The sequence below is a fragment of the Endozoicomonas sp. PH6C genome, from assembly GCF_059322965.1.
In genome coordinates this window covers 380586-403297 of the sequence record NZ_CP185342.1, presented here as the reverse complement: position 1 = coordinate 403297, position 22712 = coordinate 380586, and the positions used below count along the sequence as shown (strand labels likewise).

The 22712-nt window shown below is 47.3% G+C and carries 20 protein-coding genes; 15 read left to right on the top strand and 5 right to left on the bottom strand.

What is annotated here, in order from left to right:
• Positions 1–119 precede the first annotated feature (119 nt).
• Entirely contained in the window at positions 120–443 is a 324-nt protein-coding gene (gene cyaY, locus ACOMG9_RS01570; protein ID WP_448215517.1) for an iron donor protein CyaY, read from the top strand.
• Between the two features lie 152 nt (positions 444–595).
• On the opposite strand, the gene ACOMG9_RS01565 is transcribed toward cyaY, so the two are convergent.
• Together ACOMG9_RS01565 and tenA are read right to left on the bottom strand one after the other, a co-directional pair.
• Entirely contained in the window at positions 596–1714 is a 1119-nt protein-coding gene (locus ACOMG9_RS01565) for a porin (RefSeq protein ID WP_448215516.1), read from the bottom strand.
• A 585-nt stretch (positions 1715–2299) separates the two neighbouring features.
• Positions 2300–2986 carry a thiaminase II gene (gene tenA, locus ACOMG9_RS01560; RefSeq protein WP_448215515.1) on the bottom strand — a complete coding sequence of 229 codons (687 nt, stop codon included), beginning with the start codon at positions 2984–2986 and terminating at the stop codon, positions 2300–2302.
• Between the two features lie 248 nt (positions 2987–3234).
• On the opposite strand from tenA, the gene tnpA reads away from it, so the two are divergent.
• The 6 genes from tnpA to ACOMG9_RS01530 all read left to right on the top strand — a co-directional run bounded on the left by tnpA (position 3235) and on the right by ACOMG9_RS01530 (position 8628).
• A complete protein-coding gene (gene tnpA, locus ACOMG9_RS01555) occupies positions 3235–3561 on the top strand; it encodes an IS66 family insertion sequence element accessory protein TnpA (RefSeq protein ID WP_448215653.1) in 327 nt (108 codons plus the stop codon).
• A complete protein-coding gene (gene tnpB, locus ACOMG9_RS01550) occupies positions 3558–3926 on the top strand; it encodes an IS66 family insertion sequence element accessory protein TnpB (RefSeq protein WP_448215654.1) in 369 nt (122 codons plus the stop codon). The genes tnpA and tnpB overlap by 4 nt, the downstream gene beginning before the upstream one ends.
• 36 nt (positions 3927–3962) lie before the next feature.
• On the top strand, positions 3963–5678 hold the full coding sequence (gene tnpC, locus ACOMG9_RS01545) for an IS66 family transposase (RefSeq protein ID WP_448215655.1): 1716 nt from the start codon (positions 3963–3965) through the stop codon (positions 5676–5678).
• Positions 5656–6186 (top strand): non-heme ferritin, encoded by a 531-nt coding sequence (gene ftnA, locus ACOMG9_RS01540; RefSeq protein ID WP_494529680.1) that lies wholly within the window; start codon positions 5656–5658, stop codon positions 6184–6186. The genes tnpC and ftnA overlap by 23 nt, the downstream gene beginning before the upstream one ends.
• A 358-nt stretch (positions 6187–6544) precedes the next feature.
• The gene (locus tag ACOMG9_RS01535) at positions 6545–8047 is read left to right on the top strand and encodes a catalase (protein WP_448215514.1); all 1503 of its coding nucleotides are present in this window, start codon (positions 6545–6547) and stop codon (positions 8045–8047) included.
• 59 nt (positions 8048–8106) lie between these two features.
• Complete coding sequence (locus tag ACOMG9_RS01530; protein WP_494529679.1) at positions 8107–8628, top strand: ankyrin repeat domain-containing protein; 522 nt, start codon at positions 8107–8109, stop codon at positions 8626–8628.
• A gap of 136 nt (positions 8629–8764) precedes the next feature.
• Here ACOMG9_RS01530 and ACOMG9_RS01525 read toward each other — a convergent pair whose 3' ends face one another.
• Both ACOMG9_RS01525 and elbB read right to left on the bottom strand, forming a co-directional pair.
• Positions 8765–9517 carry an RING finger domain-containing protein gene (locus tag ACOMG9_RS01525; protein ID WP_448215509.1) on the bottom strand — a complete coding sequence of 251 codons (753 nt, stop codon included), beginning with the start codon at positions 9515–9517 and terminating at the stop codon, positions 8765–8767.
• A gap of 50 nt (positions 9518–9567) precedes the next feature.
• Entirely contained in the window at positions 9568–10221 is a 654-nt protein-coding gene (gene elbB, locus ACOMG9_RS01520) for an isoprenoid biosynthesis glyoxalase ElbB (protein ID WP_448215508.1), read from the bottom strand.
• Positions 10222–10429: 208 nt separating this feature from the next.
• On the opposite strand from elbB, the gene ACOMG9_RS01515 reads away from it, so the two are divergent.
• The 7 genes from ACOMG9_RS01515 to pgi all read left to right on the top strand — a co-directional run bounded on the left by ACOMG9_RS01515 (position 10430) and on the right by pgi (position 18671).
• Positions 10430–11611: a retroviral-like aspartic protease family protein gene (locus ACOMG9_RS01515; RefSeq protein WP_448215507.1), complete on the top strand. Its 1182-nt coding sequence runs from the start codon at positions 10430–10432 to the stop codon at positions 11609–11611.
• A gap of 549 nt (positions 11612–12160) precedes the next feature.
• Positions 12161–13642 (top strand): polynucleotide adenylyltransferase PcnB, encoded by a 1482-nt coding sequence (pcnB, locus tag ACOMG9_RS01510; protein WP_448215506.1) that lies wholly within the window; start codon positions 12161–12163, stop codon positions 13640–13642.
• A 20-nt stretch (positions 13643–13662) separates the two neighbouring features.
• Positions 13663–14160, top strand: a complete 498-nt coding sequence (gene folK / locus ACOMG9_RS01505) for a 2-amino-4-hydroxy-6-hydroxymethyldihydropteridine diphosphokinase (protein WP_422136598.1) — start codon at positions 13663–13665, stop codon at positions 14158–14160.
• Positions 14161–14367: 207 nt separating this feature from the next.
• The gene (gene panB / locus ACOMG9_RS01500; RefSeq protein ID WP_448215505.1) at positions 14368–15162 is read left to right on the top strand and encodes a 3-methyl-2-oxobutanoate hydroxymethyltransferase; all 795 of its coding nucleotides are present in this window, start codon (positions 14368–14370) and stop codon (positions 15160–15162) included.
• Between the two features lie 122 nt (positions 15163–15284).
• Positions 15285–16145, top strand: coding sequence for a pantoate--beta-alanine ligase (gene panC / locus ACOMG9_RS01495; protein WP_448215504.1), 861 nt, complete (start codon positions 15285–15287; stop codon positions 16143–16145).
• Positions 16146–16279: 134 nt separating this feature from the next.
• The gene (locus tag ACOMG9_RS01490; protein ID WP_448215503.1) at positions 16280–16741 is read left to right on the top strand and encodes a hypothetical protein; all 462 of its coding nucleotides are present in this window, start codon (positions 16280–16282) and stop codon (positions 16739–16741) included.
• Between the two features lie 286 nt (positions 16742–17027).
• Positions 17028–18671, top strand: coding sequence for a glucose-6-phosphate isomerase (pgi, locus tag ACOMG9_RS01485; RefSeq protein WP_448215502.1), 1644 nt, complete (start codon positions 17028–17030; stop codon positions 18669–18671).
• A 182-nt stretch (positions 18672–18853) separates the two neighbouring features.
• On the opposite strand, the gene ACOMG9_RS01480 is transcribed toward pgi, so the two are convergent.
• Positions 18854–20539 (bottom strand): serpin family protein, encoded by a 1686-nt coding sequence (locus ACOMG9_RS01480; protein ID WP_494529678.1) that lies wholly within the window; start codon positions 20537–20539, stop codon positions 18854–18856.
• Between the two features lie 305 nt (positions 20540–20844).
• Between ACOMG9_RS01480 and ACOMG9_RS01475 the strand changes: the two genes are divergently transcribed.
• The gene (locus tag ACOMG9_RS01475) at positions 20845–22659 is read left to right on the top strand and encodes an F-box/WD repeat-containing protein (protein WP_448215500.1); all 1815 of its coding nucleotides are present in this window, start codon (positions 20845–20847) and stop codon (positions 22657–22659) included.
• The last annotated feature ends 53 nt before the right edge of the window (positions 22660–22712 follow it).

Sequence of the window (22712 nt, the reverse complement as noted above, 5' to 3'; positions counted from 1 at the left end):
GTGGATAGTCATTCACCACCAGAACAGCCCTTCTTTGAAAAGGCTGTTTCAGCAATGATCAACCGCTGAGTATAATCTGCATCAAACAGCGGCGATAGCCCTAACTGACGGATACACTGATGAACGAAAGCGAATATCATGACCTCCTGGACGACCTGATGGTCACTATTGAAGACGCCATAGAAGAGGCAGGGCTGGATATTGATTATGAAACCGCCGCAGGCATTCTCACTCTGACCTGTGAAGACAACTCCAAGGTCATTCTGAGCCGCCAGACACCCGTGCTGCAATTATGGCTGGCCGCCAAAGGCGGCGGCTTTCACTTCGATTACGATGAAGGCAAAGAACAGTGGATTGCTGACAGCAACGGCGAAGCGTTTATGCAGGTATTGAATCGCTGTTTGAGTGAGCAGTATGGGGAGGCAGTAGAACTTACCGTTTAAGTGCTGGTGAAGCTTTAGCTTCCCTGGTTCAGGTTTCCTAAAAAACAAGAAGGCGAAACCCGGATAGAGCTTCGCCTTTTTTGACAGAGTCTGGGGAAGCAGATTGCGCCTCCTCAGATACTGCTTACTGCCGGGCTGACTGCTTCTGATGATTAGAAGTAGTAAAGAGCCTGCACAGCGTAGGTGTCGTCAAAATCTTTATTGCCAGCAGCAGCGACTTTCTCACCACGGGTGTATTCGAAAGCGAACTGCATTGGGCCAGTTTCATAGATGGCACCCACCATGTAGTCGGTGAACTGAGCGTCAGTCTTGTCACCAGTGTAGGTGTCGTCAGCAGTCAGCTGGTTGAAACCAGACTGCAGGTAGAAACCATCAACAACCTGAGGCAGGGCCAACTTACCGTACAGTTCAATACCGGTAGATTCTTTGTCCAGAGTGCCTTTGACTACAGCAGTCTTGTTTTCAAACTGACCGTAGGTAGCTGCCAGGTACAGAGCTTCGTTTTCGAACTTGGCGCCAACGGTAGCAGAGGTAGACTTGTCAGAACCGTTGTAACGTGGCAGAGCGCCCAGTTCTTCAACGTACTTAGCCTCATTGTATGTAGCACCCAGAGACAGACCCATTGGCAGGTCATAGCTCAGTACAACACCGTAACTGGAGTCACGAGTACCGTCTACAGTCTCACCATCCTCATCAGTAGTCTTACCACCGGTGCCTTTCAGCTGGTACTGGATACCAACATTCAGACCGCCAAAGCTGTTGCGATACTGGATTACGTCGTCAGCACGTGCAGTACCATCAGTGTCACCATTGTCGTGTGCAGCATCAGCATCACTTACCAGACCTGTACGGCCACTGTAGACACCCATAGCAGCACCACCACCAATGGCGAACTGGTCAGTCCAGCCAGATACGTCAGAGGTTACAGACCATGCTTTACCTGCAGTGAAGGCACCGTAGGTATCGTGGCTCAGGCCAACATTACCCAGACGGTTGAAGAACTGATCGTCCTGGTCGCCGTCAACAGCGTAGAAGCCCCACTCAGCAACAGCAGAACCGGTCCAGCCGCTGGAAAACTTGTGAGCGTATTTGAAGTTGATGCGTGGGCTGGCATCTTTCATCTCAGCGTCAGAACCATTGCTCTTAACGGTCTTAGCGCCGATCTTACCGCCAATTGACAGGCTGTTAACGTCATCGTTATAAACTTCCAGGGCCATTGCCTGACCGGCAACGAGGGAAGCGACTAAAGTGGCAAGCAGTTTCTTCTGCATGATCACTGGACTCCTAACTCAATGTGTTGTGTTGTGTGGATCTTTTCTGCTTTTTATATGTGATCACGAACTATTAGAAATCATTCTATGACCGAGCAGTTATATGCGGATTCTTATAAGTTCTTGGACGTTCATCACATCACTAAAACTCATATACTTATTCAATTTTTGATATTGCTGAGGATTTATACTTATACGGCTAAGGTCACACGCAATTAAAGCCACCATTAAAATAGAGATACCTACCTATTGAACTCCCCGACCTGTCTTTTTACCGTAACTATTTAGCGCAGATGGTTAAGTAAATTTTTTAAAAACCGGGTAAAAGTTGATTAAGGAAACACACTCTTTTTCGCTAAAAAAGAGACTTTACGGCTCACAAGTAAACGGCAAAGATTAAATTATTAATAAAACAGAACATTACTGCCTGTGTCAGGTATTGGATTTCGGAGAGAGTAAGGCAGATCGGCATTCAAACTAAGCAGAGCCATACAGCGGGATAAATGGATTAAAAGAAGCCTTTAGAAGCAGAAGGTTTATTTTTATCAAAGTGAACTGTTTCCAGCTCACCTTGAATAATGTTCCTTAAAAAGTCCGATTCAGCCCCATATCCCAGAAGCCAATTTCCAGACGGGTGGCCTCTCTGAAAGTACGACAAAGAGAGTCCATTCGGCCTTCAGAGAAACGGCTGGCAGCCAGTGTTTCAATCGCTTCAACCTGCCTGACAGCCCCTTGCACAAACTCCTCTCCCCCATAGGTTTGGATCCATTTCCAATAGGGGTTTCCTTCTCTTTTAGTTGCTGGGTCATTCATCAGTCTAAGACCAATCTCTGCATAGCCTACTGCACAGGGGGCGAGGGCAGTTTCCAGATCCAGAATATCACCTGCCATTCCTCGCTCCAGCACATAGCGGGTATAAGCCATATTAGCCCTGGCTTCTGGCTGACTGACCACATCCTGCTCAGTCATTCCCCACTCGGCACAGTACTCCAGATGAAGATTCATCTCTGAGAGAATCCCGGCCACGGAGCCGGAAGCTGCCCTCATATCCTCAAGATTATCAGCCTTGTAGACCGCCAGCGCATAAGCTCTGGCGAAGTGAATCAGAAACAGATAGTCCTGCTGCAAATAATGCTTGAAGCTTTCCAGAGGCAGTGTGCCGTCCGCAATACCCTGAACAAACTCATGGTGACAATAGCGGTGCCAGTCATCAGCACAGGCTGTTTTCATTTTGCAGTAAAGCGTATCGGAATGATCAAAAGGAGAAGTCATGACTCAGTCCAGAAGCGTGTGAAAAAAGGCGAAATCATACCCTGAATGTTTAACTGGAGCACCAAGCCGTTATACTTCAGTTTTTGGCACGAACAGGTTAAAACCATGCTGACTCAAACCATGATCGACAAGCTCAACGATCAGATCAATCTTGAGTTCTACTCCTCCGTAAACGCCAAATAAACCCACGCCCTTCAGAATCAAAACCCCATTTGAAATGATTAGCCTCCCGATATAAGGAGGCCAATATGTCAAAGAAATTACCCGCAGACAGTGAATGGCTAGAGCGTGTTCAGTCGTGGCGGGATTCAGGTTTGACTCAGAGTGCGTGGTGCCAACAGCATGGTATAAGGGTATCCAAATTCGGATACTGGAAGCGTAAACTCGACACAACCCCCAGCGTAAAACCGACCCCGAACAACTCTGGCTTTGTCCAGGTAACACCCCAACCAGAACCTGGTGCGCCTTCTCGGATAACACCACTCTCCATCACCCTACCCAGTGGTGTAACAGTGTCCGGTATTGATGAAAGTAACCTGTCGCTTTGTGAGCAACTGGTGAGGGATATGCTATGAACACCCCGGTTATGCGACCGTCAGAGGTATTACCAAAGGTGTTTCTCTACCGGGAGCCGATTGACTTTCGCAAGTCATTTCGTGGGCTTGCTGTGTTGGTTGAACAAGAGCTGGGGCACAACCCCTTTGACGGCTATTTATATGCGTTTACCAACCGGCAGCGTAATAAAATCAAGTGCCTGTTCTGGGAAGATAATGGTTTTGTGCTTTATTACAAGAGCCTGTCTGAGGACAAATTCCACTGGCCCAAACCGGACGAAGAGCTGGTTACATTAACCGGGAAACAATTAAACTGGCTGCTGGACGGCTACAATCTCAATGCCATGCAACCCCATAAAAAAAGGCATTATGAGAGCTGTTTTTAGTCCTGTTTTTCAGGGTTTTATGGTAAAATAGCGACCATGAAATCGACCGCCGACACTCTGATTTTTCAGCCGAAATCCGCACTGGATTTGCCCTTTCATCAGGCTGAGACTAACCCTGAAATGGTCGCCTTGTTTGAGGCGATCCATTCGCAGGAAAGTGTCATTCTTGAAAAAGAAAATGCCCTTCTTGAAAAAGAAAATGCCCTTCTTGAAAAAGAAAATGCCCTTCTTGAAAAAGACGACATTATTCAAAAGAAGTCAGAGGTCATCGATTCTCAAAAAAAACGCATTGCGCAACTGGAAGAGTACCTGAGGCTCTCCCGATCCCGCCTGTACGGAAGAAGCACTGAAAAAAACAACAGCCAGGTCGACATTTTCAACGAGGTGGAGCTGGAAGGCTGCACCGGAGAGCAAGACGAAGCTGAAGGTCAGCCAGAGCAAGAGCCTCCAAAACCACGCAAAAAGAAAACAGGGCGCAAGTCATTTTCAGAGTCTCTGCCCAGAGTGCAGGAACGCTCTGAACTCAGTGAAGAAGAAAAAGCCGGAGCCATTGATACCTTCTTTGTCAAAGTCCGTGAAGAGCTTGATATCGTTCCGACCAAGGTTCAGGTGAAAGAAATTCTGCAAGAGAAAGCAGTCTTTCCAGAAGTCGATGAGCATGGACAGGAGAAGCGGGTCATTAAAGTTGCAGAGCTGCCAAAACACCCACTGCCCAAATCTTCACTCTCTGTTTGCACACTGGCCTGGATCATTGTCTCCAAGTACTGCGACGCACTGCCTTTGTACAGGCAAGAGAATATCCTCAAGCGATACGGTGGCTCTGTCACCCGGACGACGATGGCCAACTCTTTGATTCGGCTGTCTACAGAACTGCGGCCACTCATCAATTTGATGAGAGATCATCAAAAGACCGGTTCGGTGATCCATGCTGACGAAACCCGAATTCAGGTGATCAAGGAAACCAGCAAGTCCATCAACTCTGACAAATATATGTGGGTCAGCCTTGGTGGGCCACCCGGACAAACATCGGTGGTGTTTGAATACGATCCCTCAAGAGGCAAGGAGGTTCCCCTGCGTCTGTTCGAAGGGTTCAGCGGTTACCTGCAAACTGACGGGTATGCCAGTTACGACGCTGTATGCAAACAAGAAGGCATCACCCAGGCGGGTTGCTTCGACCACGTTCGCAGGAAATTTCTGGATGCCAGGAAGGGCGAAGCCAAACCGGGCAAAAAGGTGAAAAACACCCGCGTTAGCAAGGCGAATGTCGCTTTAGGCAAAATCGGTAAGCTTTACGCCATTGAGAAAGAAATAGGAGATCTTCCTCCATCAGAAAAAGCCATCCTGCGTCAGCAAAAGAGTAAGCCACTACTGGACGACTTTCATGTATGGCTGGAGAAAAACATAACCAGGCTAGACCCGGGCAGCCTGTCGCACCAAGCCATGAGCTATGCATTGAACCAATGGCCAAAACTGGTCGTTTACTGTGACAACGGCCACCTGGATATCAGTAATGCCGCAGCGGAAAACACCATCCGCCCCTTCGCTATTGGCCGCAAGAACTGGATGTTTGCAGACACGCCAAAAGGGGCGCAAGCCAGTGCCCTTTTATACAGCCTGATTGAAAGCGCAAAGGTGAATGGTCTGGAGCCTTTCAATTACCTGAACCATATTTTAAAAGAGCTGCCTTACGCCGATACCGTTGAGAAACTGGAACAGCTTCTCCCCTGGAATGTTAAGACAGGCAAAGAATAAGAAATCTTGGGGGCGGCAGCCAGTACGCTGGTTTATTTGGCGCTTACACTCCTCCAACCTTTACCTGCAAATGGCTTCCTGGTGCGAAGCCCAGGGGCTTGATGGCTGCAACGAGTTTCTGCGTCGGCATGCCCGGGAAGAAATGGAGCATATGCAAAAGCTCTTTGACTATGTTAATGAGACTGGGGCAATGGCTATCATCGGTGCAATCAATGCACCTCCCCACCAGTATGAATCGGTAAGAGATATCTTCCAGCGGACTTACGAGCACGAGTGCGAAGTGACCCGTTGTATCAACGAGCTGGCGCACACTGCATTTACTGAAAAGGACTATAGTACTTTCAACTTTCTGCAGTGGTATGTAGCCGAGCAGCACGAAGAAGAAAAGCTGTTCAAAGGTATTCTGGATAAAATCGATATGATTGGCTTTGAGGGCAAGGGTCTCTACTACATCGACAATGAAGTACTGAAACTGGTAGCCTCCATGCCTCCTGTAACGGCTGCGTAGATAGCGCTTTCACAGAGCAGCTTTATGGTCCCGGAGATTCCTTCATCCATTCCCTTAAGCTTGCTCTGTTTGAAAATATCACAGGAAATTCTCACAGAATTATCACAGGCTTCTCACTAATTTTTAAAATCCTCCCTATTACACTTTTATACACAACAAACTTAAAGCCATTAACTTTCTCTATTGTCCAGATAGAGAGAAGTAACTGTCTCCTTACTCTCCCGCCTGATTCAATAAATCCAGGCTTGGTTATGATCGACTGACTCGGCTAACCATAAAAAAATCACATTTAAAAAATTCCTTTTGAAAGCATCTTCGCTGTTACAAATGCTTGCATGGAGGTTAGGAGATAAAAGCGATGAAACCGCTTGCGTATTGCACATTACTTGCCCTTGCCATATCCACCACCCTTCAGGCCGCTCCTCTGACCCGGGATAACGGAGCAGTAGTGGGTGACAACCAGAATTCATACACCGCCGGGGAGAACGGTGGTGTTCTACTCCAGGATGTTCAACTCATTCAGAAGCTCCAGCGTTTTGCCCGGGAGAGAATTCCTGAGCGTGTTGTTCACGCCCGTGGAACCGGTGTTTATGGTGAATTTAAAGCCAGTCGTGATATTTCCGATTTAACCCGCGCCGCTGTTTTCACAAAAGATGAAGTCACTCCGGTATTTGTTCGTTTTTCTACCGTAATCCATGGCAAAGGATCACCAGAAACTTTGCGTGACCCGCGAGGTTTTGCGACCAAGTTTTATACTCGTGAAGGTAACTGGGATCTGGTAGGCAACAATCTTCCGGTGTTTTTTATCCGCGATGCCATCAAATTCCCGGATATGGTTCATTCACTAAAACCGTCTCCAGTAACGAATCAGCAAGACCCGAATCGATTCTTTGATTTCTTCAGTCATGTTCCTGAATCCACCCACATGCTGACCTGGGTTTATTCCGACTTTGGCACACCGGCCAACCTGCGTCAGATGGACGGCTTTGGTGTGCATGCCTACAAATTCGTTGATGCTGGCGGTGATGTTTCCTACGTGAAATTTCACTGGAAAAGTCGCCAGGGCATCAAGAACCTGACAGCTGAAGAAGCGGCAGAAATACAAAGCAGGGACTTCAGTCATGCGACGCGTGATATGTATGAAGCCATTGCCAGAGGCGACTACCCGAAGTGGGATCTTTTCATAAAAGTACTCAAGCCATCACAACTGGATGACTTTGACTACAACCCACTGGATGCCACAAAGATGTGGCTCGATATCGAAGAGACCAGAGTGGGTACGATGACGCTGAACCGGACACCGGACAACTTCTTCCAGGAAACGGAACAGTCCGCTTTTGCCCCGGCCAATATTGTACCAGGGATTGAACCTTCTGAAGATCGCCTGCTACAGGGTCGGGTGTTTTCCTATGCCGATACTCAAATGTATCGTCTGGGCGCCAACCATCAGCAAATTCCTGTTAACCGTGCCAAAGCAACGGTCAGCAACTGGAATCAGGACGGCGCCTCCAACCATGGCAATCAGACTTCTGACGTTAACTATCAACCCAGTCGTTTAGACCCAAGAAAGGAAGTGGCCAATGGCCGCTATAGCTCTTTACCTGTTGAAGGCGAGTATCTGCAGCGAGCTATCAGGAAACAGTTGCCGTTTGCTCAGGCAGGTGTCCTCTATCGCAGCTTCAACAAACAGGAGCGCAAAAATCTTGTTAGCAATCTGGCTGGAGATCTTGGCAAGGTTGAAAACGAAGATGTGAAATACATCATGCTCAGTCACTTCTATCAGGCTGACAGGGAATTTGGTGAACAACTGGCAAAAGCCGTTGGCGGCAACCTGAAAACCGTCAAGAGCATGTCCAGATAACGCCACTGCAGTGGCGCTCACAAAGTGTGTGCCACTGTCTTCAAAATGAAGGTGGATTTATGCGTTTAGTTATTTTGTTTTCATGGTTTTTAGGATTCGCTGCCACTGTTCAACAGTTACAGGCTGATACTCCTGATTATCCCGTTGAAGTCAGACCATCAGCTTCTGAAAAAGTCGTTAAAGATCAGACTGCACGACAACTTACGGACTTTTTTCTGGCAGCAGCCCGTATCAACGATACAGAAGTGATTAGCACATTTGTGAAAGCTGGCTTTCCGGTAAACGCTAAAAACCAAAAGGGCTACACAGCCCTGATGGTGGCTACCTATAATGGACAACCCGATGCTTTTAAACTGCTTTTATCAGAGGGAGCAGACCCCTGCCTTAAGGACAACAGGGGAAATACCGCATTAATGGCAGCCATCTTCCGTGGAGAGTTGAAGATGGCTTACCGGTTAATGAAAAGTGAGTGCGACCCTCGACAGCAGAACAATGCCGGCCAGACAGCAGAAGAGTTTGCCCGTGTTTTTGGGCAACAGGATATTCTTCAGGCGCTGACATCCACCAAAAACACGGAATGATTTTTTAAGGTTGAGCGGAACTGCAGGACATAGTCTCTCATTAGCTTATCGGACCATTACCAGAACCCGATCAACCAGCTTGTCGATCCCCCGGTCGGCTTGACTGATGCGCCTGACAATAGCGCATCGGAGGGTACTAACGCTCGCATAAAGGGCAGAAAGGTGATTGCTTCGCCCATTCATCAATGCATGCCTGGCAATACCAGTGTTTTGCACAGGACGCAGCTGCAGGGTCTTTCAAGGAATCTAAACAAATAAGACATAATCCTGGAAAAAGCTGTCTTGCCAAGCAGCAGAAAGCTTCTATAGATAATTCGTGCTCTGCTATTTTCGCGATGAGTCTGAAAATGGCTAATAACGAGCTTTCATTACTATTAAAAAATACGCTTAGGTCATAAGCAGTATTAGCCAAAAAACCTGATAATAGGCTTATTGATAAAATAGCAATATATATATAATTATGATTACTAGCGCTTTTAGATATAAGGAAACGTAATAAAGCAACATTTACCATTTCAGATAATCGTAAAGGCAGCCTTAGATGATCGTAATATAATGACAGATAGGTTAATAAATCCAAAAGACCAGTGTAAAAACTCTGTACGTAATCTTCATATGACGCAGAATGGTCGGAACTTACATATTCATCATAATATAACGAGAAAGCAGTTAATAAATTCAACAGACCACTGGAAAAACTCTTGTCGTAATCTTCATAGGAAACATTATGGTTGAAACTTATATGCACTTCATAAGTATCAACTTGATACCCGTAAGAAGCAGCACAAAATATTAGTAAGATAAATATCACTAATTTGCGTAGATGAGGCATATTCATCACCCAAGGGAGGGCAAGCCAACTGACCACTGTCCACTGTCCACTGTCCACTGAACAGCAGCCTTGCCATCCCAGACAAAGGAGGACAAGGCTTCGGGAAATCAGACCATAGACAGAACACGATCAACCAGCTTGTCGATCCCGACAGCGGCTTCACTGATGCTCCTGGCAATCATATAGGCTGGAGTGGTCACCAGTTTGTGACGGTCATCCACCACAATATCATCCACAGCACACTCTACATGCTTAACGCCCGTCTGCTCCAGTGCTGCAGCTGTTTCAACGTCATTGCCAATGGTGGCCAGAACACCTTCACCAAATATACGGCCGGCAATAGCAGGTGAAATGCACATCAACCCAACAGGTTTTTCGGCTTCTGCGAAAGACTTAACCGCAAAGCTGACGCCACTCTGAACCTTGAGTTCGCTGCCACTGAAAGCAAAATCCGATAAATTTTTTGCTGCTCCGAAGCCACCGGGCAGAATCAGGGCATCAAAATCTTCCGCCTTCAACTCTTCAAGCGGCCTGATCTCACCCCGGGCAATCCTGGCCGCTTCTACCAATACGTTGCGGCCTTCTTCCATTTCTTCACCCGTTACATGATTAATAACGTGATGTTGAGGTATATCGGGGGCAAAGCACTGGTAACTGGCTCCGCAGCGATCAAGGCTGAGCAGGGTCAAAACAGCCTCATGGATTTCGCTACCATCAAAAACACCGGACCCGGAAAGAATAACAGCTACTTTTTTACTCATGGATAGTCTCCATTTCATGCCATCACGAAAGAGCGGCAGACTACAGATTCTGAAAATCATCAGCCACAGGCGAAAAAATCTCTTCAATACTATAGAGCAAAGAAGGATGAAATAATTTGCACAATTAACACGCAGATGGATTGGTCGACGATCCCTTTGGAGTCAAGCTAGACTGAAGAAAAAATACTTGAATGGAGTCCCTGTCCTGTTGAAAAAAATTCTGGCTCTAAGACTTCTAACATTATCCATCATGATGTTTGCCACTGGCCTGATTACCGGTTGGTGGTGGCATGAAGTGTTGGCTGTTAAGGGCAAAAAGACTTACTTCGAAAATCAGGACTTCAGGAATTGGCTGCCTCTTGGAGATTTCACTAACACGCTGGAGTGGCCTGACATACCTCAGGAAATCATTGATTTTGAGCGGGCACTGGAAGAACACAGGTACGATGACGCCCTGATCATTTTTCAAAGGCAGGAGCGACAGAATTCGGAACTTAGTCAACGACTGGAAACAGTCCTGCTGCAAAAAATAGATGAATGGTATGAACACAGGGAGTACAGTATTGCTGCACTGGAACGTTTTACCCAACATTATTATCAAAACCCGGTTTTTCTGAAAAAGCTGGCCCAGCTCTACACCGAGGAGCAGGAGCTGGAGAAAGCCATTGAAGTGTTGATCAGCGTCCGCTCATTCATCAGCCTGCCTGATCAGCTGGAAAACACAGCCGACAGTATTCACAAGCTCAGCCGCATGATCTATGAAAACAGGCAGAAAAACCAACAACTCCAGGAAACCCTGCCCCTCTTCCAGAAACTGGCAACCATGGAACCCGAGCGTGCCTTTTACCGGTTTGCAATGGCTCAGGGTTACCTGTCTGCCGAGGATTCCAACAATGCCATTCGCGAACTCGAGTTATTGCAGACCGATGAAGAGTTTGGCCGAATGGCTTTCAAACAACTGTCTGACCTGTTGCCCCCTGTTCAGGAAGAACCCGAGGAAATGCCAGCTTCAGCCATTTCTCTCCTTAGTGAAGGCAACCACTACATCGTAGTAGCGTCAACTCAGGATAAGAGCCAGCCAAGATTGCTGATAGACACTGGAGCCAGCCTGACAACTTTGCCCAATGCTTTATTGAAAGAGCTTAAACGCAAGAAAATGGCCCATCGGGTGAATCATACCCAGTTGAAAACAGCCAGCGGGTTTGTCTTTGCTCCTATTTATCGGGTGAAGGAGCTACACCTCGGTCAATACATTGTCAAAGACCTGGAAGTAGCCGGATTAGAGCTGGACTACGCCTTTGCAGAAGGGTTGCTGGGTATGAATGTACTGGGCCAGTTTCACTTTCAGATCGACCAGGACCGCAACTACCTGATTCTGTCACCTCGTTAACACCGAAGTGTTACCCCCCCACCTGTTACGCATTAATACCTATTCTCTGCGAAAGTAACAAAGTCTCGTAACCTTTTCTTGATTTGCCCCCTTCGAATAATTTAATTATTGTTAAAAATCAACAAGTTAAAAAAACTGGCACAACCTATGCAGAAGACTGACAAAACAATAACAATAAGCACAAATAATAAAAATAATAACCCTGCCCAAATAACAACAATAAGGGCAAAAGTAAGTTGATTATTTTGCAGTATGCCCTCCGGGTTCACCATGGAAAAGGTAGCCAGCAAAATCATCCGTTTACAGTCTCCGGCGATACAATAAAAATAATAATGATTCGCCAACTAAGGGGGGGAGGTTTGCCTTTCCCCCTTTTTTCTTTTCTATCTAACACCTGTCTGATGTCCTGATATGAGCTCCTAAAGACTATAAACCTGTGTCAACATCCCCCACTGGAATGCTATGATGTACGCCAGACCGGAGCAGTACATCTGATCCACCGCGACGATATTACTGACTAACCAACAAAGATTTCATGCAAAACTCATCATGACAGGCATCATTATTACAGTATTAGTGGTGCTGGGCATATCGCTTGCTGCTTACTTCCTGCTTAAGCCATCCACAGAAAAAGACTCTGCACCCCCTGAATCGCAGCTTCCTGAACCCGACTCTGTTTGGGAGCCTGACCAATCCCAGTCTGAAGACCAGACTCGCATTCCTCAAGAAAACCACCCTGTTTCACGGCGTGAAATCAGTGAAAATGCTCTGAAAGTACTTCACCGACTGAACAATAATGGCTATGAAGCCTACCTGGTAGGGGGCTGTATCCGGGACCTTTACCTGGACCTGCACCCCAAGGATTTTGACGTTGCCACCAATGCAACGCCTGAACAGGTCCGCAGACTGTTTCGTAACTCACGGATCATTGGTCGAAGATTCAGGCTGGTGCATATTCTGTTTGGTCGCGAAATGATTGAGGTCGCCACCTTCAGGGCCGGTCATGATGATGCCCGCAATGATAGCCACAGCAAGGACAAGTCCGATCACTCTGATTCCGGACGGATTCTCAGAGACAACGTCTATGGCTCAATGAAAGACGACGCTATTCGTCGAGACTTTACCGTCAATGCACTCTATTACGACGTCCGTGATCACTCTGTCATAGATTACTGCGGTGGTCTTCAAGATCTTGAAGATCAGATCTTGAGGTTGATCGGTGATCCGGTTAAACGATACCACGAAGATCCGGTCCGAATGATACGGGCGCTGCGCTTTATGGCCAAGCTGGATTTCGATATGGACCCTGCAACTGCGGACCCCATCTATGATCTGGGTCATTTGCTGAGTGACATACCATCGGCCAGGCTGTTTGACGAGGTGCTGAAACTACTGCAATCAGGCAAAGGGGTAAGAACTTTCCACCTTCTGCGTGAATACAGTCTGCTTCAGTACCTGTTCCCGGCAACACATCACAGCCTTGAAGCTCAGGATGAATTTGCTGAAGCACTGATTATCAGGGCGCTGGAAAGTACCGATTCACGCATTGCCTGTGGCAAACCCGTCACTCCCGCCTTTTTATTTGCTGCCTTCCTCTGGACGCCGCTGCAAAGACTGGCCGGAGATCTCCGTGAGCAGGGCATTCCTCCCATACCCGCTCTGCAACAGGCAGCCATGGTCGTGCTGGACAATCAGTGTACTCACACTGCGGTTCCAAAACGTTTCACCATGGTAGTACGGGATATATGGGAAATGCAGCACAGACTGGAACGCCGTCAGCCCAGAGCCATTGAGTCCTTGATGGCGCACCCTAAATTCAGGGCCGCCTACGATTTTCTGGTACTCAGGGAAGCCGCCGGTGAAGCACTGGACGGAGCGGGGGAGTGGTGGACCGACATCCAGGACTCTGCTGACCAGGACAGAAACAGCATGATTCGCGACCTTCATTCCCGCCCCGGTGGTAAGGGAGGCCAGAAACGAAGAAGACGCCGCCCACGCAAGCGTCCTCCTGTTACGAACAAACCGCAATAAACCAGCGAAGCTGAAGCATTATGACCAGCGTCTATATAGCCCTGGGCAGCAATCTGGACAATCCCGGTCTGCAATTGCAAAGAGCCGTGGACGACATCGATTCCCTGTCCAAAGTTGAATTATCAGGCTGTTCAAAGCTCTACATCAGTGAACCGGTGGGGCCTGCAGGACAGCCTGACTATTACAACGCTGCCGTTCGGATTGAAACCACATTCGCACCACTGCCGTTACTGGACGCCTTACAGGCCATTGAAAATAACCATGGCAGAATCAGAACCGTGCACTGGGGGCCGAGAACACTCGATCTTGATATTATCCTGTACGGTGATGAAATCATTGATTCCGATCGTCTGACAGTGCCCCACTATCAGATGCATCTGAGAAACTTTGTGCTCTGTCCACTTCTGGATATAGACCCTGACCTGACCCTGCCTGATGGCCGCAAGGCAGCCACACTTCTGGCAGAAGTCGGAACCGCAGGCATTGAAGTCATGGCAACAAAGTATCCCTGGCTTTGACATCCTCCCCGACATGAAAGAGGGTGTCGCGAAAGCACGTAACGAAAGCACTTAGCGAAAGCACGTAACGAAAGTACGGAGGTTTACGCTCATTCGATAAACTTCCGAATCACGCTTCCCCAGAAGCACTGACACACCTGACTGCTTTGCGTATAATCCGCCACAAAGCACTTTCCAGTTAACGCTAAAGGCTCAAGGTCCTGATAGATGGCTAAAGTAACCCTGAAAACCCTGGCCGACATGAAACAATCCGGCGAGAAATTTGCCAGCCTGACGGCCTATGACGCGACGCTCGCCCATCTGGTCAACACTCAGGGGGTTGAAGTCATTCTGGTGGGGGACTCTCTTGGCAATGTCATACAGGGCAATAGCAGCACGGTTCCCGTCACCGTCGATGACATGTGCTACCACACCCGCTGTGTAGCCAGGGCAGCTCATGACTCCATGGTCATGACAGACCTTCCTTTTGCTTCCTACGCCACCGAAGAACAGGCGGTCATCAGTGCCGCCAGAATCATGCAGGCCGGTGCCGAAGTGGTGAAACTGGAGGGTGAAGGCTGGTTGCCTCCTATCGTGACCTGCCTCAGGCAGCAAGGCATTCCTGTCTGTGTCCATATGGGACTCACACCACAATTTGTTAATGTCTTTGGCGGCTACAAGGTTCAGGGTCGGGAAGAGGAAAGAGCCAACAGCATGATCCAGGCTGCCATTGATCTGCAGGCTGCCGGTGCGGCCATGCTGCTTCTGGAATGTGTGCCCAACGACCTGGCACGGGAAATCACCAAAGCCGTTGACATCCCGGTTATCGGCATTGGTGCCGGAGACGCAACCGATGGCCAGATTCTGGTCCTCCATGACATGCTCCATCTAACAGCAGGCCGCAAGCCCAAGTTTGTCAAAAACTACATGCAAGACAGTGCCACCCCACAGGAAGCTGTGGCTCGGTATGTTGCAGAAGTTAAAGATGGCACTTTCCCGGGTCCGGAACACAGCTTCAATTGAGTCTCTCCATTCAGCCAGGTTTCTGAATGATCTGGCTGAATGGTATAAACAGAATCTCTTACAACCGCCAAAAGCCAGAAATACTGGCTTTTTTAAAGTCACTGATCGTCTAGTTATTCGCTATGAAAACACTTCATACCATCGCTGAAATACAGGCTGGGGTAGCAGCTTGCAGAGTCGAAGGCAAAACCGTAGCTTTCGTGCCGACCATGGGTAATCTGCACGGCGGTCACCTCACTTTGGTCAAAAAAGCCCAGGAATTCTGCGATGTTGTCGTTGTCAGCATTTATGTCAACCCACTGCAGTTTGGCCCGAATGAAGACTACGACTCTTACCCTCGCACCATGGAGCAGGACCAGCAGCTTCTGATCGAGCAGGGAGTGGACCTGCTCTACACTGCCCAGACGACAGAAATTTATCCTGAAGGCAGCGAACATCACACCCACGTCAGTGTCGAAGAGCTGGATGGCATGCACTGTGGCAAAAGCCGTCCGGGCTTTTTCACAGGTATAGCCACAGTGGTCAGCAAACTGTTTAATATTGTTCGTCCCGATGTGGCTGTCTTCGGAGAAAAAGACTTCCAGCAGCTGGCCATTATTCGCAAAATGGCCAAAGACATGTGCATACCTGTTGAGATTGTCGGTGCACCTATCGCCCGCGAAGATACCGGACTGGCCATGAGTTCCCGCAACGGTTATCTAACACCGGAAGAGCGTGAAGAAATAGCCCCCACGCTTTATCGCTGTCTGCGGGCCGCACGTGAAGCTATTCTGGCGGGCGAGTGTGATTATGACCTGCTGCGCCGTAACGCTTTTGCAAAAATGGCACAGGCTGGATTCAAGCCGGACTATTTCAACATCAGCAGTACTACCACGCTTCTGCCGGCGGGTCCCGATGACCAGAACCTGGTGATTCTGGCAGCCGCCTACCTCGGCAAGGCCCGATTGATTGACAACATCACGATAACACGTCAGAAAGATTAGCAATGGTTGAATTAACCGGGAGCTAAACAGGGAAGGAGTGTCTTATACTGAACCAGACTCAACAATACGAAGGTAGCTCTATGGAAGACAGGACACGACAGGTTTCACACTGGTTTAGCAGGTGCATGAGTGTTTTGAGTATAGGATTACTGACACTCATCAGCTACAGCTCTCCTGCTTTGACTGCCCAAGAAGCTCCCTATGACATGTGGTTGTTACTAAACCCTGAAGTGCTGGGGAAGGAAGCGAAAGCGGGTGCATTGATAATATGCTCGGGAAATGCTTCCAGCGATTCCGACTGTGGAGAAAAAAATCATTACACTCTGGTTTTTCTTAAAGATAACGGAACCTACGGCTGTACAGACTTCGTGTCTACAGGATCGGCCAAAAAAGAAGCAGGGAAGCCCTGGCAACTGTTTGCCAGGGATGACGACGATGAAGAGAAGGAAACTTTATTGGCTAACGTTGAGCGGTCAGGTGAGCATTTGACATTGATTGATCAAGAGCAGCGCCACTTATTGAAATTTAAAAAAGATACCTACAAAAATATAGAAAAAAAAATTGATGATATATGCAGTCAAAAATATAAGGAGTAGAAACCTCATTAAATCAACAAAGCATTCGTAAGTACTCAGCCATACGGAATCGAATATTTCTGGCTTATTGGGCAGGTGCTCTGCAAGGCGCAACGACGGGAACATAGCAAGCTATGTGACCAGAGTTGCAACGCATCACGACTGCATGGATGCAGGAGCTAGAGCAACGCAGGAGCAGTTGCCGCGAGTGCCTGAACAATAAGTCAGAAAATATGATTTCGTATGGTTGAGTACTTACCATTCATAAACTCTACTTTCTATCACAACACTCCGAGGCTGTACTCACATGAGTCCTATTCAACACTTGCCTGAATCCTCATCGCTGGAAACCCTGCAACAAAAGATGGCAGGCACGCACCTGCGAGAACTGTTTGCAGCTGACAAGGACCGATTTGAACGCTACAGCCTGGAAGCGGCTGGCCTGTTTCTGGATTACTCCAAAAATCTGATAAACGACGATGTAATGTCTTCCCTGATGACGATGGCTGAACAAGCCAGACTGCCAGAGGCCATTAAGGCCACGTTCCGGGGTGACAAAATCAATTACACCGAGAAGCGTGCCGTTCTGCACACAGCCCTGCGTAACTTTGGCACAGATCCGGTCATGGTCGACGGTGAAGATGTCATGCCCAAAATACGCGATACCCACAAGCGCATGAAAGGCATTACCGACTCAGTGCATTCCGGCGAGTGGCAAGGCTTCACCGGCAAAGCCATCAAACACATTGTCAACATTGGTATTGGCGGCTCCTATCTGGGCCTGAAGACAGTCATCAATGCTCTGACGCCTTATCATGTTGAAGGGCTCGAACATCACTATGTAGCCAATATTGATCCGAACGAAATTTCTGAAGTTTTCCGCAGGATTGATCCGGAAACCACCCTGTTTATCGTGGCTTCCAAATCCTTTGGCACACTGGAAACCTTGCAGAATGCCCAGGCTGCACGTGCCTGGATGCTGGAAAAAGGTTGTGCCGAATCCGACATTCGCAAACACTTCGTGGCTATTTCCACCAATCTGAAAGCCATTGACGAGTTTGGTATCGCCCAGGAAAACACCCTGCCACTCTGGGACTGGGTCGGTGGCCGTTACTCGCTCTGGTCCACCATTGGACTGATGATCAGCCTGGTAGTGGGCTTTGACAACTTCCAGAAACTGCTGAAAGGTGCCTGGGAGATGGACAAACACTTTGCCCAGGCGCCTCTGGAAAAGAACATGCCGGTTATCCTGGGTATGCTGGGGGTCTGGTACCAGAACTACTTTGGCTCAGAGTCCCACGCCGTTATTTCCTACGATTACTTCCTGCGTGACTTCCCGGGCCATTTACAACAGATGGATATGGAAAGTAACGGCAAGCAGACCCGCAGAGATGGCAGCACCGTTAATTACCAGACAGGTGCCGTTATCTGGGGTGGCACAGGCACTAATGACCAGCACGCCTATCACCAGTTGCTGCATCAGGGTACACGACTGATTCCTGTAGACTTCATTGCTCCGGCCACCAGCCATAATCCACTGGGCGAACAGCATCCATGGCTATTTGCCAACGCTCTGGCCCAGAGTCAGGCCATGATGCAGGGTAAGAATCTGGATGAGGTTCGTGAAGAGTTAACAAAGGCGGGCATAAGCAGTGCCGATATTGACGCTCTGGCGCCTCATAAGGTGATTCCCGGCAACCGTCCCAACAATATGATTGTGCCTGAGAAAATCACTCCAGAGGTAGTGGGTGCTTTGGTGGCACTCTATGAACAGAAAGTCTTTGTGCAGGGAACCCTCTGGCAGATCAACTCTTTTGATCAATGGGGTGTAGAACTGGGCAAGGTTCTGGGCAACCGGGTTTATGACCGCCTGAAAGAGTCCGGTACAACTTCCGATCAGGACAGTTCCACTAATGGACTGGCAAATCGTTTCAAGCGTTTTAATGCCTGATTGCGGTTGAATAAAACGGCATCTGTTCAAAGAGTTGATAACTCTACGATTTCATCATCACTTGACGAGAAAAAAATCCCATTTTGACGTTTTGGCTGGTTGGTCTCCAGCCAAACTGAAAAACAAAAAAAGAACCGCGATAGCCTCAGTGGATATTGCGGCTCCTCATTCTGTCGTGTGAATCAAGAAGTTATTTTATCGATCATTGCTAACCAACCACCTACTGAAACATCTAAATCAACAGAAAATAAACCTTTGGAAAGCCTAACTGAATTCATATAATCTTTTTCTCCAATTGATTCTGATATGATTTCTTGAAGCTTTTCAGCATCATCCAAAGAAGAAAGCTTTATTTTCAATTTCCTGTCAGTTGCTTCAGCGCTTGTAATATCAAAACGCCCATTTGGATTATAGGTTTTATTTATATAAGTACTCACATCAGCAGTTTCAAAAGACATAAAAGATAGCCTTTTTATTTGAGATAAGTCTTTTTGTAATATCTCTTTTTTATCTGCGGGCTCTACATAAGAACTATCATCTTCGTAATCAGAAATAACACCTCCGTAATCAGACATATCATCTTCGCTTTCAGACATATCAAAAAAGTTGGAACTTGCCACCTTATCAGAGCTCGGTTTTTCAGCGGTGGTGATTATAGGATCACCAACAAACTCCAAAAAACTGCCATCCTTAACGACCAGCTCAATCAACCGTTTACCCTCTTTGTCTACAATGGCCATGTAGCCAGGGCAGTCAAAACTGAAACTGGAAAATCCGGATCCTGCGCTCCTTGTAGAAACTGCTGCAACAGTCGCCATCTTACCGCTGGCGCCTTCTTCATCAACAGATAATACGATCTTCTGAAGCACGTCCAGATCAAGATCTGCCGGTAAGCCCAATCTTGTCAGATCTCCTGCTACTATTTCGGTTCCTAATGCCTCACAAATTTTCTCAAGTAACTTGGTATCACAACTGTCTACTACTTTTATTTTGGGTAGCGTTACCCGATATTTCGCTTCATTATAATTTAATTGTTCAGTCAGCTCATTAATCGTATCTGAATCAAGATGGTCAATCGCTGTGGCACTTTGCTGACGCGGTTTTATTGCGACCAATTTAAGATTTTCTCCATTAAAAGATTGGAATTCCTTGGCGATGGCAGTAAATTTTCTGTTAGAAGCGCATTGAACCGTTTCAGTTTTGGACATCATCTCGACATCAATACAAGTTCCATTTGCGCATAGAAAACTTCCAGCAGCCGTTTCATCTGGAGAAAAACTATCCTCCCAGAGACCCCGGAATTCCATTACATTACCTAATGCTGCTTTAACTTCTCCCGACCCATCAAACAACTTGTCGATTTTTCCTTTGGTTTTACCCTTAACATAAGCTTCTGTGACTTCAGCTACATCCCAAAAATTACTTTCCAGCTTTCGGGTTTGATAACATTCAGAGAGTATTTTTTCTAACTGCTCATGACTGAGGTGGTAGGCTGAAGCAATGAAGTTAGCGCAGGAGATCAACTGATCAGGATGGCTTCCGTAAGGGTTGTCTTTGCTGAACTTACCGAGTTCCTTATGGATTTCAGTTTCCAGCTCTTCAGTTAATGTTCCTTTGGGGATCCCCAAAATTGATTCTTTTTTGGCATTATCATCTATACACGCCAGAAGCATGCCCAAAACCGGAGTCAGGCTGGCAGGAGACACTATCGTGCTTTTCTTTCCCTCACTACTCAGTATCCCAAAGGATACTTTATCAATTAGTTTTTTAGCAATATCAGAAGGCTGTAAACTGACCCCGGTGTGTGTGTCATTCCGATTTAATGGCTGCGAATGCATTGATTTGATTGTGTGACTAACAGGTATCATAGTCGTTACTCCTTTAGCCGATGACAATTAATTAGAGAGAATAAACTCACTGCTTCCGACAAGAGCATGTTTTGCAGATTTCCGTAAATTATCGGTTGCCTTATTACTATTAGTTAAGAATTTTCCCTCAATAAAATCACTAACCGGTTAGTTAGTTACAGCAACAACTTGCAGACAAAAGTTTTGTTAGTTGCACTCAAAAAATTTTTATGAACTTTTATTCCAAAACCCAATCTAATTACCAAAATCAATTTTTAAATGTCGTAACTGGTCGAAAGGAAATCCTGACGTAAGTAAAAAACACTATGAATTCTATAAATAACAAGCTCGAAATTACAGATTTACCCTCACCACCACCCGAGCAAGCTCAATCGGCAACAACCACTACTATCCATGTCGGCAGGTCCGTCACTGTACCTGACAGGCAGATAGATTCTTTGCTGCATTTATTATCCACAACATCATATTCCCTCATCTTCAGATATTTGTCGCTTCGGGATATTCACTGCTTACAACAGGTATGCACCCACTTTCGCGATGCTATTAAAAGCGATAACGCCCTGGCAAAAGCGTGGTTTCGTCGGTTTCCTTTATCACACCAGTATCAACTGAGAAAAACCATCACTACAAAAAGTAATCAACAAGTCCATGATTGGCTTGGGTCGTTTACGAACGATAAGGCCTTATTGACGTCACTAACCAAACTCCAAAAGACGGGGGCTTCTGTACCTGCTCTGCTATTTTTCACCAAGACTGTACTTATGTCTCAATACAAAACATTCAAGTTGGATACAAAAACCATCATTGAAAGAAATCACCAACCCCGTTCAACCACCCTGAGTGATGATGGCCGTCATCTGATGGTGTTCAATTCTCATAGCACGGTGAAAATCTTCGGTCATCAGGATGATGGATCATGGCCAGAAAAAAAACTCATCACTCATGATCGTGCTATCAGTTCAGCCATCTTCAGCCCCGATAGTCAGCATGCAGTGACTGCCAGTCAGGACGACACGGCAACAGTTTTTGGCCTGGGGAGCGATGGATCATGGGAGCTAAAAGCCACCATTAAACATCAACGTAATCTGATGTCGCCCACCTTCAGTCCCGATGGACGTCATTTGGTGACCAACAGTAACGACAGGACGGCGCAGGTCCATACCCGGAAAGACAACGGATCATGGGAACAAAAAGTCATCATTCGCCATCACGATAAGGTCACATCAGCCAGCTTCAGCTTCGATGGCCGCCATTTGGTGACCATCAGTTACGATAGGACGGCGCAGATCCATAGTCTGAGTAACACTGGATCATGGGAACAAAAAGCCATCATTCGCTTTCACAATATAGTCTCATCAGCCACCTTCAGCACCGATGGCCGCCATTTGGTGACCTCCAGTTGGGGTCACGAGATAAAAATCCATAGCCTGAAAGACGATGAATCATGGGAAGAAACAGGTTCCAGTCGCCATAGAAGTCCTCAAGTGAAAGTCAGCTTCAGCGCTGATAGCCGCCATCTGGTAATAACCGCTGGTTATGACAAGCCAAAAATCTATGGCAAGGCAGCTGATGGATCATGGGTACAGATTTCCCACAGGGCTGATGCCGAATCAGCCACTGTCTCCTTTAGCCCCGATGGCCGCCATTGGGTTACCGACAATCGTCGTGGAAAGTCACAAATCTATAGCGAGAATGCCGATGAATCATGGAAGCAACAACCCATCTTTTGCGATATTAGCCGCGTCGTCTCTGTCAGCTTCAGCCCGGATGGCCGCTATGTGGTGGGCGCCGGAAGTACCTCGAGTAACTCAATCTTTGGTACGGTATGCATTTATGGTCGGGAAGCCAATGGATTTTGGATTCGTAAAGCCATAATTTTTCATGAACAGGAGGTCTTTTTGGCCAGTTTCAGCCCTGATGGCCGCCACGTGCTCACTACCAGCAAGGACAAAACCACTAAAATCATTGGTCAGCAGACCCGTGGGACATGGGTTGAAAAAGCTATCATTTCCCATGATAGTCGTCTCGTCAAAGCTACCTTCAGCCGCGATGGCAGCCATGTGTTCACTGTCACTGAAGAGGGTACGGTGAAAATAACCGAACTACGGAAGAAAGATTGATTGTTTGCTGTCACCGTTTTCATGACGGCACTGAGGGACTCAAGCTGAGAACC